Origin of the sequence: Vallitalea guaymasensis, assembly GCF_018141425.1 — a bacterium.
Classification (GTDB): domain Bacteria; phylum Bacillota; class Clostridia; order Lachnospirales; family Vallitaleaceae; genus Vallitalea; species Vallitalea guaymasensis.
Map to the genome: position 1 here is coordinate 3,394,649 of NZ_CP058561.1, position 15,621 is coordinate 3,410,269.

Below are 15,621 nucleotides of genomic sequence, written 5' to 3' on the forward strand. Positions count from 1 at the left end.
TACAACAAAAATTACACATCCTAATCTTAACAGATACAAAAACATTAACCAAATGAGAGCTAGGAGTGATTTAATTTGAATATAATAGATAATCTAATCGAATCATTTAATACTATATCTGAAGGATTAGAAAAAATATTAAGTAACGAGGACTACATTTTTGTTAACGATAAAGACGGTAACATTATATGTACACTATACAACAGCGATAAGGAAAGAAACTTATTAGACGAATATCTAGAAGACAATCAAATATCAAAAGATGATGTTAGCATTACGGTAATGGATACATTAGAAAGTGAAGACCTGGAAGAATTATTTAAGAAACATCAAATATTTAGTTAGTCTTGAAAATATTAATATAGTTTTACAACAAATAAATCATCAACTTATGAACTAGGTTGATGATTTTATAATACATAATAATATAATTATGCTAACCATATAATTATGATACAATAACATTATATGCTAGCAGTCTAGTAATAAATGAGTTTTGATAATGGAAATATAATAAGAACTTCTATAATTACTACTGTTATTAAAACTTAAGGAGGTATTTAAATGACATCACAATCATTAATTAACAACGAAACTATAATGCAAGTAAAAAGTGTTTTGCAGAAATTCCAAAAAGGATACACAGACAAAGATATAGACAATATAGATAGCTATATGAATGACTTATTTATCAAAGATGATAAAATTATAACTATAGGAACGTCTCGTAGTGAGTGGTGTATTGGACTTGAAGAATGTAAGGGATTAATTGAAAGTGATTGGAAATATTGGGGAGATTTAGTTATTAACTATGAAAATGCAAAAATTAATTCAGAAGGTAACACAGCTTGGTTTTTAACTGATTGTACAATAAGTTGGGATTCTGAAGACGATTTTGATGAATGGTGTGAAGACCTAGTGGCAGATTATTTTGAAGAAAAAGGGCGTTATATCAATTATAATCAATTTTCCAAAATGGCAATGTTAAATCTTAAGCTAGCATTAATCATAAAATCATCACAAGGCAATAAAGGTAAAAATATTCCTTTCCCAATCAGATTATCAGGCACATTAATCAAAACGAATGATAAATGGTTAATTAATAAATTGCATTTTTCAGTACCTATGTCAAGATATCCTGAATGGAGAGTAGATAATGATAATATAGATTCACTAAAGTATTATAATCAAATAGTACAGAGAATGAGTAAGTTAAGCAAGGAACATAATAATCAATCATGTGAAAGTATTAGGGAATTACTAAACACCTTAAAAGAGAACTACCTGAATAAAAAATTAGATATATTAGATACTGTTAAAGATCTCTTTGCTGCATATGAGGATATTTATATAGTTGATCCTAATGAGATTCCTGTCGCTATAGGTATTGAAGATATACAAAAGATGATTCAGATACAAAGAGAAAAATGGGACGATATGGAACTTAATATCAAAGAGGCGGTAACTAACATTGAGGGAGATACAGCAAATATTATAACTAATGGTATGTTCAAAAAATGTTCAACCTTAGATCAATTGCTTCAAAAAGAGTGGAATAATATTAAAAAAACACTTCAAAAAGAAGGTAAAGGTGAAGATAAACTTTTCCAAGCACAAAAACAAATAGCATATGTTTTAAAAGAACTATCATTTGGAAAAGAATCAATGTGGGAATTCAGATTTGATGCTATGGCTGTAAAAGAAAATGATACTTGGAGATTCCATAATATTCAATTCACATATCCTTCATTATATGTATTAGAAGGTAATTATGATATGATACCTTTACTTAATCATAATGTAGACGAGCAATAATTATAATCTTATATATAGATTGTTTGAAAATTACATAGTAATACGATATAATAGAAAAGAAGATTTTGCAAGTATCTAATGAGGAGGCAAACTATGGATAAAAGGAACTTCTCAAGCATCGGAAATGAAATCAAGGATAGTGTTAAAAAAGCAGTCAACACTAGAGATTTTAATCAATTAAATAAAGATATTGGAAATACCATAAACAATACTTTAGATGATATTAAAAGTTCTATAGGATACAATCATAATAATAGCAAGAATCGAAAGCAATGGGATAATAAGGACATATATAATGAACGATACAAGGACAAGCATTATAGGTATAACCACCATTCAAATAAACCACCCCATGAAGAAAACCAAGTTTATGACAATAAGAATGTCACTGATCATATGCAATTTGTAAAGCCGGTTGGAAGAATATCTGGAATATTATTTACTGTATTTGGCAGTATCGGACTTGGATTGTTTGGAATTGCTATCATTGTAATGGCTATACTTGGCTATACTTTGGATAATAGCCTTTATTTTACCATTTTAAAAGGATTAGCACCATTATTTATAGTTAGTATGTTATTGACAGGAAAAGGTGGATCAATAAGAAAGAGATTAAAACGTTTTAAAAAGTATATCAAGTATACAAAAGATAAAAATTATTGTATGATTAAGGAATTATCTAATTATACTGGACTAAAGAAAAGGTTTATTATAAAAGATTTGCGTAGAATGATTTCTTTAGGTATGTTTCCAGAAGGACATCTGGATGATCAAAAAACTTGCTTTATGCTTAATAACGAAAGTTATGATCAGTACCTTAAACTTCAAGAAAAAATGAAAGCTGAAAAGTTAGAGGAAGAACAACAGCCTAGACAGAAAACAAAAGAAACAAATAACGACGAAATTAAAGATTCTGAACTTAAAAAGTCAATAGAAGAAGGTAAATTATATATCAGACAGATTAGAGAAGCAAATGATGTTATTTCAGGAATAGAAATCACTAAAAAATTGTATCAGTTGGAAAATGTAACAAGTAAAATTTTCAATTATGTTGAAAGCCATCCAGAAAAGCTTTCGGATATTCAAAAATTTATGGATTATTATCTTCCTACTACGGCGAAATTATTGAATGCTTATAAGGAATTGGATATGCAGTCGTCACAAGGTGAAAATATTTGCTCAGCAAAAATGGAAATTGAAAATACACTGGATACTATTAATTTAGCTTTTGAGAATTTATTGGATAGTTTATTTCAAGATGTAGCAATGGATGTAGCAACGGATATATCAGTATTAAACACTATGCTAAAACAAGAAGGGTTAACTGAAAAAGATTTTTAATTAATTAGGAGGATGAAAAATGAGTAATCAAGAACCAACTTTAACTTTTGATGCTTTATTTGATGAGACTGTAGAGAAGGAAAATAATATGCAAGATATGATGTTGCAGGAATCTGAGCAGGTAATTAAAGAAAATCCTGCATTTGATGAAACTATGTTGACAAAAGAAGAACAAAAAATGGTTGAAGAATTCTCTGAAAAGATTGAATTAGGCAAAACCAATCTCATTCTCCAATATGGTGCAGGAGCTCAAAAAAAGATTGCAGATTTCTCTGAAACAGCGCTTAATAATGTTAAAACAAAGGATTTGGGAGAAGTAGGAGAAATGCTTTCAGGTGTTGTTTTGGAATTAAAAAGCTTTGACACAGATGAACAAAAAGGTCTATTTGGGATATTTAAAAAGTCTTCCAATAAAATAAATGCAATGAAAGTAAAATATAATAAAGCAGAAGTAAATGTTAATAAAATCTGTCGTACACTTGAAAGTCATCAGATTCAGTTATTAAAAGATGTAGCAATGTTGGATAAAATGTACGAGATGAATAAAACATATTTCAAAGAGTTGTCTATGTATATACTGGCTGGTAAGAAAAAACTTGCTAAGGTTCAGTCAGAAGAACTTTCAGCTTTAGTTGAAAAATCATCTAAAAGCGGACTTCCAGAGGATGCACAGGCGGTAAACGATATGATGTCAATGTGTAATCGTTTTGAAAAGAAAATACATGATCTGGAATTAACCAGAATGATTTCCATTCAGATGGCTCCACAGATTAGGTTGGTGCAAGGAAATGATACTCTTATGGCTGAGAAAATCCAATCTACTATAGTAAATACAATTCCACTATGGAAAAGTCAGATGGTACTTGCTCTTGGTGTTGCACATTCCGGTCAGGCAGCAGAAGCTCAAAGGAAAGTTACCGACATGACTAATGAATTATTAAGGAAAAATGCCGAAACACTTAAGATGGCAACCATTGAGACTGCAAAGGAATCTGAACGAGGAATTGTAGATATTGAAACTCTACGCACTACCAATCAATCTTTGATTTCAACCCTTGATGAGGTAATGCATATTCAGAATGAAGGTCGTCAAAAGAGAAAAGAAGCAGAGATAGAATTGAATCGTATTGAAAATGAATTAAAGCAGAAACTGCTTTCTATTAAAGGTTAGTATACCACTATTTCACAGAAACGTTAAATAAGATAGTCTAAGAATAAACAATACAAAATGAACTACCTAAGATTTTTTTAAAACTCATAGGCGGTTCATTTTTTTTGCATACATATCATCAATAAAATCAGAACAATACTAAAAATATCTTGACACTGTACCAACTGTACTATATAATGTAATACAGTTAATACACTAAGGAGGTGTGCTATTGATTCACATTGACTTAAGAAGTAGAGAACCAATATACGAACAATTAGTAAACAATATAAAAGAATTAATATTCTCAGGAATACTACAACCAGATGAAAAGCTTCCATCTGTTAGGGAGCTTGCAAGCCAGTTAACAATTAATCCTAATACAATTCAAAAAGCATATAAAGAATTAGAGAATTTAGGTTATATTTACTCAGCAAGAGGAAGGGGTAACTTTGTCATGCCAGTAGATGATAAATCAGGGGTAAAAAATAGTGTTGAACTATTGAAAAAAATAACTGAACTAGTAAAAGAAGCCAACTATGTGGGCATATCAAAAGAATTTATAAAACAAATAATTGAAGATGTCTATAGAAAAAAAATAGATAAGGGAGGTATAGAATGATTAATGTTGAACACTTAAGCAAAAATTTTGAAGGTACCAAAGCATTAGCTGATATATCTCTACATATAAAAAAGGGTTCAATTTATGGGCTAGTTGGACCAAATGGTGCTGGTAAAACAACACTAATAAAACACTTAACTGGAGTATATCAACAGGATGATGGACAAATCAAGATAGATGGAAATTTTGTTTATGAAAATAATGAAATAAAAGAAAAAATAGCTTATGTCCCTGACGAATTATATTTCTTTCCTCAGTATACTATCAAAAAAATGGCTAGATTCTATAGAGAAGTTTTTAGTACATGGAATGAAGAAAGGTACGAAAAACTAAAAGATGTTTTCATGATAGATGAAAACATGAAAATTAACAAACTATCTAAAGGTATGAAAAAACAAGTAGCATTTTGGCTGTGTATATCCTATATGCCAGAAGTAATGATACTGGATGAACCTGTAGACGGATTAGACCCTGTAATGAGAAAGAAAGTATGGAATCTAGTAGTACAAGATGTGGCAGAAAGACAAATGACTGTTTTGGTATCTTCACATAATCTAAGAGAATTAGAGGATATATGTGATACTGTTGGTATAATGCATCAAGGGAAATTGCTGATTGAAAGGGAATTGGATGATCTAAAATCAGATGTGTATAAAATACAAGTAGCATTTAAGGGTGAATTTGATAAGAGCATATTAGATGGTACTAAAATATTGCATAAAGAAAATAGAGGGAGTATTTTCTTATATATATTAAAAGGTAACAGAGAAAAAACTATCAGTATAATAGAACAAAGCAATCCAGCAATATTAGACATTCTACCTCTTACATTAGAAGAAATATTCATATATGAAATGGGAGGTGTGGGTTATGAAATCAAAGACATCATACTTTAGTAAAACATGGTTCTGTAATGATTTGAGAGCCTATGGATGGTTTGGTATTGTTTATACAATAGTTCTCTTTTGTATGATGACATTACCTTCAATGCTAAGTTATTCAGATGGAAATTATAATACAAATTATATGATGAACATTTTTGAATTCGATAACTTTTTTATTAATGTAATGCTTCTCACGCTACCTGTGTTAGTGGCCATACTATTATTTCGCTACTTACAAGTAGTGCGTTCATATACTATAATACACAGCTATCCATATACTAGGGTACAAATATTTAATAGCCATATTCTAGTAGGATTAATACTCTTATTGGTACCATTACTATTTAATACAGTATTGATGATAATAATAAATACAATTGTGGGATGTCCTACTAGTAATATGTTTTATCTAAGTTGGTTTTTAAAAGCCTCTATATTATCATCAGCTATTTTTATAATTAGTTCATTCATAGGGGTTATAGTAGGCGGGTCTATATGGCAACTGGTATTTTCTTACATATTTTTATTACTTCCAGTAGGGTTAATAATTATGGTTTTATATTTCCTGAATATTGTTGTTTATGGATTTTCCGATAGTTATTATTCACAAGCTAATTACTTGTGTCCATTGATAATCAACAATATGAGCAATATGAGTGTTGTGATGAATATGAGCATTGTTGCTTATATAATATATATTATAATTTTCTACCCCTTTGCTCTATATTTATATAAGCGAAGAAACCTGGAGAATGTTTCAAGCATCATATGTTTTAATATATTTAAAGTAATATTCAAATATGGTGTGACTTTTTGTTTTATGCTTGGAGCAGGAGTTGTTTTTTGCTACTGGTACCGAGATGATGAATCATTACTTAGATTCCTGATAGGTGGGTTAGTAGGAGCTGTAATAGGATATTTTCTATCCGAGATGTTACTACAAAAACAAATTAATGTATTTAACAAATATAAAGGACTTCTTATATATAGTTTGGTTATCATAATTGCAGTAATGGGTTTTAAGTTTGATTTATTAGGTTATGAAAAAAAAGTTCCAAAAGCAGATGATGTTGAAAGTATTGATTTTAATAGTGGGTATAGCCATAGATTTTTCTGGAATTCTTATTACTCTGAGTATGATACTGAAGAAATGATAAATTTTATTATAGCCCTTCATACTGAAATAATTAAAGAACGACCAGCAGAAGGTGATCAGGTAAATATTGCATATAGATTAAAAAATGGTAAAAGTATTAAAAGAACATATTCAATAGATAAAGAAGAGAAGTATGACCAGTATTACAAAGCAGTATTTGAATCAATAGAATTTAAGGAAAATCATTATGCTCTATTAACAAATGATGAAGAAAATATATATAATGCCAATATTTATCCAGACAGTTGTAAGGAGAATATTGTAATAAAAGATCCACAAGAATTAAAAGAATTTATATCCATAACTAAGCAAGAAATAATAGATGAATCCTATGAAAACATGAAAGAAAGTATTAATCTAGCAAAAATAAATTTTTATGGAACCAGTAAAAAAGGGCGTAATATTACATTAGATGTACAACTAAAAAGTAATTATACTAACTTAATATCCTGGTTAAAAGAAAAAGGATATTACGAAAATATTGTGATTTTACCAGAAGATGTCAGTGAAATGGCGATAACAACTTCATATAGATATGAAGATGAAGAAGATATATTTAATCGTACTGGGGAGTATAATTATATATATATTAAAGACAAAGGTAAAATACAGCAAATTTTAAATAGTAGAGTTAACATCAGTGAAAGATATGATGATGTCAAAGATATGATTGTATATATAAAGTATAAATCAATTGATGATATAGAGACGATTCGTATAAGTGCTGAACGTGCACCAGAATTTATTCTTAAACATTAGAGTCAGAGATAATTTTTAACACTTGATCCATGAGGGATAAGAGTGGGGGGATTGGTGATGGTTGGATTAATTGAAAAAGAGGTAAAAAAACATGGAGATAGAGCAAAAGTATTTCCTGCCAGGAATTTAAAGCGGATTGAACAAGACTCAAGAAATACTATGAATAGTGGATTATTGGACAAGTTCCAAAAAAATATTGTTAATGGTTTTCAGGATATTAATTTACCTAATCTTGATTTTACCATTCGTTCAATTATCATAGTTGCATCACCAAGTCCCGCCACAGTAACAGTTAACTTCAATTGGCAAGGTGAGAAAGTACCGTTAAAGCTTCCTTCCACATATATGGATATGACCACTGCGCCACTTAGAATAGAAAATTATTTGAATGATTTTCTGAAATCTTTGGGTTATCAAATAAAATATGCCCCAAGATTACCTAGAAATCTATTAGCTGCAAGAAGTGGATTGGGTACATATGGTAGAAATAATCTATGCTATGTGGAAGGTTTAGGTAGTTTCATTAATCTTGTACCTTTTTATTCAAATATCCCTTGTGAAGATGATATTTGGCATGAAATGTTTCAAATGGATATCTGTAAAGGCTGTAGAGATTGTTTGGATAATTGTCCAACGGGAGCAATTGTGGAAGATAGATTTTTGATTAAAACTGAAAGATGTCTTACCTATTACAACGAAGTTGATTCAAAATGGGATTTTCCAGAGTGGGTGGACAAATCTTCCCATAATAGCATATATGGATGTTCAAGATGTCAGGATGTATGTCCTGTAAACAAAAGATATATAGACGATAATAAAATCAAGCCTATAGAATTCACTGAGGAAGAGACTAGTTTATTACTTGAAGGTAAACCCATTGAAGAATTGTCAAGAAGAATGAAACGAAAAATAAAAGTATTGAATATGTCTGATTATCTTGCCGCTCTACCTAGAAATCTTAATATACTCTTAAAATGAATTATACAATCAGTTAAAAAAGTGGGTTAATCAACCCACTTAATCTGTTTCCAGTGTTTTTCTCCATCATTCTCCTGAAGCTTGCCTTCAGTACTTCTTCCGTCTTCAATATATTGTATTAATAGATTCTTTAACTCATTTACTATATCCTCATGTTCATCATACACGTTGAATCTTTCCCTGACATCTTCCTCAAGATTATATAGTTGTATTGGAGGATAACTGTCATCTGTAGTACCTGGTTTAGGGTCACTCCATCCACCAGAGTCAGGACACATCTCTAATTTCCATTTGCCTTTTCTAATAGAAAAGGAACCATTGATAGAATGATGAACCATTGCTTCTCTAACTGGTAATTCATTTTGTTCTTTCCATATAGGAAGATTACTTACACTATCTTCTGCAATATTACCTTCCATAGAATCACCAAATATATCTGAAATAGTAGCAAAAAAATCAATTAAGCAAACAGGTTCATTACATTGTATATTTGGACGAATGGTATCAGGCCATTTAACTATAAGGGGGATACGATGACCGCCTTCATAAATATCAGCTTTTGTTCCACGATAGATATAACTTGGGTTATGACCATATTGGGCTAACTCCTTATAATCTGCCGCAAGTGAACAACCATTATCACTAGTAAAAATAACAATTGTATTATCAGCTATACCTAGTTCCTGTAACTTGGTATTAATCTTTCCAACTACATCATCACACATAAGAACAAAATCACCATACTCATTGGTACCAGATTTTCCTTGAAACTCTTTTGAAGGTAGAATAGGGGTATGAGGTGCATTAAGTGGGAAATATATGAAGAAAGGGTCGTCTTTGTATTCTTCCAGTTTACCTAGAACTCGATTAGTAAAATTAGGTAATACTTCCTCATGCACAAAATCTGCACCAGTTGGACCTTTCCTAAAGAATTTCTTATTATAGGCTTGATTCATTTTACAGGTTTCTTGTATAGTTGTACAACCTTCTTCCCTATCAGGCAATGCTGTAATATTCATATTTTCAACATAGACATAAGGAGCCATATCTAACGATCCTGCAATACCATAAAAATAATCAAAACCATGATTGACAGGAGTATCTTTTAAAGGCATTGTATAATCAATACTTTCTTTATTCTTAGAATCCTTATAGGTCCATTCCAATCCTAGATGCCATTTTCCGATACAAGCTGTTTTATAACCTTTTGATTGTAGATAAGAGGCTATAGTTGGACGATTGGATTCAAGAAGGGGCTTGTCATAGCCAAATAACACTCCTTCTTTTAAAGGACTTCTCCAACAATATCTACCTGTCAAAATACTATATCTTGAGGGTGTGCATACAGATGAAGCAGCATGGGCATCAGTAAAATAGATTCCCTCTTCACACATCTTGTCAAAATTAGGTGTTTTGAAAGCAGCTCTTTCATTAAGGTATGATACATCACCATAACCCATATCATCAGCTAGTATGTAAACAATATTAGGTTTTCTCATATTATTCCTCCTTACTAAAACTTTACAATTATACATTACACTTATATAATAATCATATATACTTGGATAGACAATAAACATAAGTGAATAAAAACTTAAATATTATGCAAAGAGGTGGAAGAAATGTTTGATTTCATACCTTATCTAATATCTGCTAACTACACTCAACATAGAAGAAAGTTTCAACCAAATCATGCTTTTGAAAAAAGGATAACCAAATCCTATGAGTTGGTGTATTTCTTGGATGATAGTAATTGTAAAATGATTTTGGATAATAAAGAATATAAGATAGTGGGGGATACAATAGTTTTTAGAAAACCTGATCAGCATAATCAATCTTTCATGCCTTACGAAAGTATACTACTTTGCTTTACCTTCCAACCATTAAAAAAAGAAAGTAATGATGACAATGGTAAAAAAGATCTACAGAGTATAATAATGGATAGAATCATCACTGACCCTTTTGTAGATAATATAAAAACAATATATAACAAACCTAATCAGGGAAATTACAGGAGAATATTTGAGGATATATACAAAGAATCATTGCTTAACAGGCAGTATTCAAGTTATTATTTTTCTTCAAAGCTAATGGAGATACTTTATGGATTATATCATGAAAACAATTCCAATCTATATACTAATGATGAACAAGTAACGGACGAAGATTTATTGGTTATACTAAGTTACATACATAGTAACTTAAATAATTGTTTCACAGTCAAAATAATGAGTAAAGAATTGTCTATAAGTGAGAGGTCCATATATAAGCTTTTCAAAGAGCATTTAGGAACAACTCCTGTGCAATATATTAATGAATGTAAACTCAATTATTCAAAGAGATTGCTATTGAATTCTAACATTTCCGTGCACAAAATAGCTATAATGAGCGGATATGATAATTCAACATATTATATAACATTATTCAAGAAAAGATATGGAATAACTCCTCTTCAATATAGAAATAAAAGAGCAGAAACATGATATTTAAGAAAACAGAAAGAGATAGAGTTTGCCAGTTAGACAAAATCTATCTCTTGGAATCAAATAACAAAGTAAATATAAATATGAAATGATTACTCTTACAGTATTTCTTCAATGAAAATATTATTCTCTTGTTCCAAATCCAATAAAATATTATCAACCTGAACTATAGGTCTTGAAGGTGATTTTTTGTGGATAAATTTGATTTCACATTCTTCACCTGTAGATAACCTTGCAATACTTCCAATATAATTATGAGCGATATGCTCTAAAAATGTGTACATGTAATGAGTATCAAGAATACCGTAACATTCTTCTTCGAATATTTTAATAACTTTAAAAGGAGAATAGCGTTGATGATAAGTACGTTCTGATGTCATAGCATCATATATATCTACTATGGAAACAATCTTGGCATAAGGATGAATTTTGTCCCAGTTCAATCCAAATGGATAACCTGAACCATTCATTTTTTCATGATGAAGTAGAATAGCCTGCTTGATGCCTTCATCCATATCTACATCTTTAACCATATCGTATCCTATCTTTGGATGCTGTTTAACCAATTCAAATTCTTCTGGGGTCAATTTACCAGGTTTATTAAGAATCTTAGGATCTATTTTCATCTTACCTATATCATGTAGAAGTCCAGCTACAGTTAGAGCTTCTATCTCTGAATCGTCAAAATGAAGCCAATGCGCAAATATATTACATAACATAGAAACATTAAGACAATGGGTATATGTAGAATCATCAGAAGTTTTTAGATGGCATAAATGACTGAACAAATCACTTTGAGTTCCAAGATCTTTTACTAGATTTGAACTTATTGAAAACAAATCAGTAATCTTAACACCCTTACCATCGCTAATTTGATTAAGATTGTCTCTAACTTTGGTTTCCTGTATTTCATAATCTTTACTGAATTTGATGAAATTCTGTTTGGTTCTAATCTGCTGTGGTGTAAGTTCCCGTTTTATGGGGGACTTTGTATAGATAGGGTCTTCGATAAAATCTTTTATATATACATATCTAATGTCATAAAGAGATAACTTTAGAATATGTCTATCTGTAAGTGTAGTATCTTTTGGAAACAATAATAACCCATTTGAATATATAACGTCCTCAGCTAAAACCATTCCTTCAGTAGCATCTACTGTATTAATTTGTTTTACGGTATACTTTGTCAAAACCTCACCCCCGAAATATTAACTTAAGTACATTATAACAAATATATACAAGTTTTCCAATAAATTTAATCATTAATAGGGCTATATTTCTATTATATAACAAATTATTGTATATAATTAATTATTATAATTGCACATGATGGACTATTTTGGTAGAATTAATCTAACGATAAGCCTATAAAGCTTTTTCTGCTTATGCTTTGACAGACGAAAAATAGCTTAAATATAGTAGAAAGAAGTGATGAAATGAATAAAATATATATATTTGGTCATAAAAATCCAGATACGGATTCCATATGTTCAACTATAGCATATGAAAATCTAAAAAAACAATTAGGTTATAATAACTACATAGCCGCTAGATTAGGAGCAATCAATAAGGAAACTGCTTTTGCTCTCAATTATTTTAATGTAGATCAGCCTATGCTGTTAAAAGGTCTTAATCCCCAAGTTTCAGACCTTAATCTACCAAAGATCGTGGTTGCTCATGAAACAGATACCGTTAAACAAACATTGGAAAAGATCATAAGTAAAATAGGACGTTCAATTCCTGTAGTAGACGAAAATGAAAGATTAATAGGTATAGTGTCCATCTCTGATATAGTACCTCCATACTTGGAGATGACTAGTAAAACAGTCCTAAAAGATTTGAATACCCCATTTAAAAATATAATGACAGAACTAAAAGCGAAGATTTTGATGGGAGAATATCAACACAATACTATTAGGGGAAATGTTTATCTAGCATCTGATTTAACTGGGGACATAGAGTTGACTCAAGACGATATCGTTATAGCTGATCGTAAAACTGATATAATTAATGAATATGAAACCAACAATTGTTGTATGATATTAGGAAATTATAATGAAAATGATATAATCAACGGTGCAAAATCATATGAAGGAATTATACTGACTACTGAATACAGTGTCTATGAAATAGTAAAATTAATCGGATACAGCGTACCTATAAAGACTATGGTAAAAAAAGAAGCACTAGAGTATTTTGTTACCTATGAAACCATAGATGATGTCAAAAACAATATGTTGACTTCAAGACATATGCGATTCCCTGTTGTTGATGAATATGGATTCATAAAAGGTATGATTTCAAAAAGTAACTTGATAGACATTAACAGGAAAAAAGCAATATTGATGGATCATAATGAAAAGAGTCAATCAATAGAAGGTATTGAAGAAACTGAGATTGTTGAAGTTATCGATCATCATAGAGTAGCTAATGTTCAAACAATGGCACCACTGTATTTTAGGATTGAACCATTAGGATGCACTTGTACTATAGTTGCTAAGATGTATGAAGAAAACAATATTACCATAACAAAAGAAATGGCAGGTATTATGTTGAGTGCAATAATATCTGATACATTATTATTTAAATCTCCAACAAGCACTAAAGAAGATAGAAGAATAGGCGAAAAATTAAGTAAGATAGCAGGTGTGGACCTTAATAAATATGGAATGAAACTAATAACAGCAGGTTCTTCATTAAGCGAAGAAACTCCAGAAAATATTATTAGCAATGATATGAAGAAATTCATGTTCGGTAAATACAAGGTCATGATATCACAGATTAACACTGGTGACTTTGCAGGATTCTATACTATATTCAATGATATATCAGGTGAGATGAACAAAATGTGTGAAGTAGAAAATATTGATCTTGCAGTATTGATGATTACTGATATTGTTGTAGGAGGTACTGAAATTCTTGCTGTAGGAAAAGAAAGATGGATAGCTGAAAACGCCTTCAAGATGGATAAGGAAGATGTTAGTATATTCTTACCTAACGTATTCTCCAGGAAAAAACAAGTAGTACCTATGCTAATGAATGCAGCAAAACTATAAAAAGATTAATTGATATAATGTACAATAGATTATTGTCTCTAATTAAACGACTAAACTCAATATAAACTCATATTTAATAACTAACATAGCAAACAGAGAGGTTTTAATCATGGAAATAAACTTAAATAAACTTTTACTATCATTATCTTATACATTGGATTTTGTAGAAATGGATATATTAGGTGTTAGTTCTAACCATTCAAAAAGAGTAGCATATATAGCTAATACTTTGGGCAAACAACTTAACATGGATGAAAAAGAAAGGTTTGATTTGGTAGCCTGCTGTGTACTTCATGACAATGGAGTAACTGAATATATGTTAAAGGAAGCCGCTACTACTAAGACCAGCAAGAGAAAACTTGTTCTGGAAAATGTAAAGGAACACTGTATAATAGGTGAAGAAAACGTTGCAGACTATCCTTTCTTGACAGATGTCACTAATGTGATTAAATACCACCATGAAACATACAATGGAAAAGGTTTTTTTGCAAAGGAAAAGGATGAAATACCATTAATGTCTCAATTAATATTCTTTGGAGATCGTTTAGATAATGTATTTAATCTTAATAATACTGATTATCCTAAGATATGTAAAATAAATAAGTATGTAAAAGAACAATCTGGTAAACTGTTTTCACCTATAATAGTTGATACTTTCCTAGAAGTCAGCGATAAAACAAGTTTCTGGCTGGATCTTAATGATGATTTTATTTACAATGGGATAACTAGAACCATACCTAATATTAATATGACTATGTCATGGGAAGAATTAGAGCAGGTAACCAAGATATTCTCCTTAGTTATTGATAATAAATCAGCCTTTACATTAAGACATTCCCAAGGATTGGCTGCAAAAGCTGAAACTATGGGGAAATACTATAAAAAGGATAATATAGAGATATTAAAATTGAAAATAGCGGCTAATTTACACGATTTGGGTAAATTAGCTATAAGTAATGATATAATAGACAAGAATGGCGAATTAGATGAAACTGAGTTCTATTTAATCAAACAGCATACATATTACAGTAGAATAAGCTTATCCAATATAGATGAATTTAAGGATATAACCGAATGGGCATGTAATCATCATGAAAAATTAGATGGTTCTGGGTACCCCTTCGGCTTAACCGGTGATAAACTGGATTTTAATTCTAGGCTAATCATGTGTCTTGATATATATCAAGCTTTGATGGAAGAAAGACCTTATAGGAAAGGTCTGACACATGAAAAGAGTATGTCCATCTTAAGAGATATGATAACTGATGGATTAATAGATGGTGGAATTGTTGAAGACATAGATGTTGTATTTACATAAAAAGAAAGTTAGTAAAAACCCGCTTCCTACTATGGAATTAGGGTTTTCTTTTTATGAAG

13 protein-coding genes are annotated in these 15,621 nt (G+C 30.3%); 11 read left to right on the forward strand and 2 right to left on the reverse strand.

Going from position 1 to position 15,621, the window contains the following annotated elements; genetic code table 11:
- Positions 1-75 precede the first annotated feature (75 nt).
- The 8 genes from HYG85_RS14595 (at position 76) to HYG85_RS14630 (ending at position 8,705) form a co-directional block, all read left to right on the forward strand.
- Positions 76-345 (forward strand): hypothetical protein, encoded by a 270-nt coding sequence (locus HYG85_RS14595; RefSeq protein WP_212690284.1) that lies wholly within the window; start codon positions 76-78, stop codon positions 343-345.
- A 219-nt stretch (positions 346-564) separates the two neighbouring features.
- Complete coding sequence (locus HYG85_RS14600) at positions 565-1,815, forward strand: nuclear transport factor 2 family protein (protein ID WP_212690285.1); 1,251 nt, start codon at positions 565-567, stop codon at positions 1,813-1,815.
- A gap of 93 nt (positions 1,816-1,908) precedes the next feature.
- Positions 1,909-3,156, forward strand: a complete 1,248-nt coding sequence (locus tag HYG85_RS14605; RefSeq protein ID WP_212690286.1) for a 5-bromo-4-chloroindolyl phosphate hydrolysis family protein — start codon at positions 1,909-1,911, stop codon at positions 3,154-3,156.
- Between the two features lie 88 nt (positions 3,157-3,244).
- Positions 3,245-4,327: a toxic anion resistance protein gene (locus tag HYG85_RS14610; RefSeq protein ID WP_212693767.1), complete on the forward strand. Its 1,083-nt coding sequence runs from the start codon at positions 3,245-3,247 to the stop codon at positions 4,325-4,327.
- 205 nt (positions 4,328-4,532) lie between these two features.
- Positions 4,533-4,928 carry a GntR family transcriptional regulator gene (locus HYG85_RS14615; RefSeq protein WP_334300153.1) on the forward strand — a complete coding sequence of 132 codons (396 nt, stop codon included), beginning with the start codon at positions 4,533-4,535 and terminating at the stop codon, positions 4,926-4,928.
- Complete coding sequence (locus HYG85_RS14620) at positions 4,925-5,824, forward strand: ABC transporter ATP-binding protein (protein WP_212690288.1); 900 nt, start codon at positions 4,925-4,927, stop codon at positions 5,822-5,824. Before HYG85_RS14615 ends, HYG85_RS14620 begins: the two co-directional genes overlap by 4 nt.
- Complete coding sequence (locus tag HYG85_RS14625; protein WP_212690289.1) at positions 5,799-7,727, forward strand: DUF6449 domain-containing protein; 1,929 nt, start codon at positions 5,799-5,801, stop codon at positions 7,725-7,727. The genes HYG85_RS14620 and HYG85_RS14625 overlap by 26 nt, the downstream gene beginning before the upstream one ends.
- Positions 7,728-7,784: 57 nt before the next feature.
- A complete protein-coding gene (locus HYG85_RS14630) occupies positions 7,785-8,705 on the forward strand; it encodes a 4Fe-4S double cluster binding domain-containing protein (RefSeq protein ID WP_212690290.1) in 921 nt (306 codons plus the stop codon).
- A gap of 26 nt (positions 8,706-8,731) precedes the next feature.
- Here the strand turns inward: HYG85_RS14630 and HYG85_RS14635 are convergent, their stop codons facing one another.
- A complete protein-coding gene (locus HYG85_RS14635) occupies positions 8,732-10,204 on the reverse strand; it encodes a sulfatase family protein (protein ID WP_212690291.1) in 1,473 nt (490 codons plus the stop codon).
- 123 nt (positions 10,205-10,327) lie between these two features.
- Here HYG85_RS14635 and HYG85_RS14640 point away from each other — a divergent pair, with 123 nt between their 5' ends.
- Positions 10,328-11,188, forward strand: a complete 861-nt coding sequence (locus tag HYG85_RS14640) for a helix-turn-helix transcriptional regulator (RefSeq protein ID WP_212690292.1) — start codon at positions 10,328-10,330, stop codon at positions 11,186-11,188.
- Positions 11,189-11,286: 98 nt separating this feature from the next.
- On the opposite strand, the gene HYG85_RS14645 is transcribed toward HYG85_RS14640, so the two are convergent.
- Entirely contained in the window at positions 11,287-12,378 is a 1,092-nt protein-coding gene (locus HYG85_RS14645; protein WP_212690293.1) for an HD-GYP domain-containing protein, read from the reverse strand.
- A 246-nt stretch (positions 12,379-12,624) separates the two neighbouring features.
- On the opposite strand from HYG85_RS14645, the gene HYG85_RS14650 reads away from it, so the two are divergent.
- On the forward strand, positions 12,625-14,244 hold the full coding sequence (locus tag HYG85_RS14650; protein WP_212690294.1) for a putative manganese-dependent inorganic diphosphatase: 1,620 nt from the start codon (positions 12,625-12,627) through the stop codon (positions 14,242-14,244).
- Between the two features lie 109 nt (positions 14,245-14,353).
- The gene (locus tag HYG85_RS14655; protein WP_212690295.1) at positions 14,354-15,562 is read left to right on the forward strand and encodes an HD-GYP domain-containing protein; all 1,209 of its coding nucleotides are present in this window, start codon (positions 14,354-14,356) and stop codon (positions 15,560-15,562) included.
- The last annotated feature ends 59 nt before the right edge of the window (positions 15,563-15,621 follow it).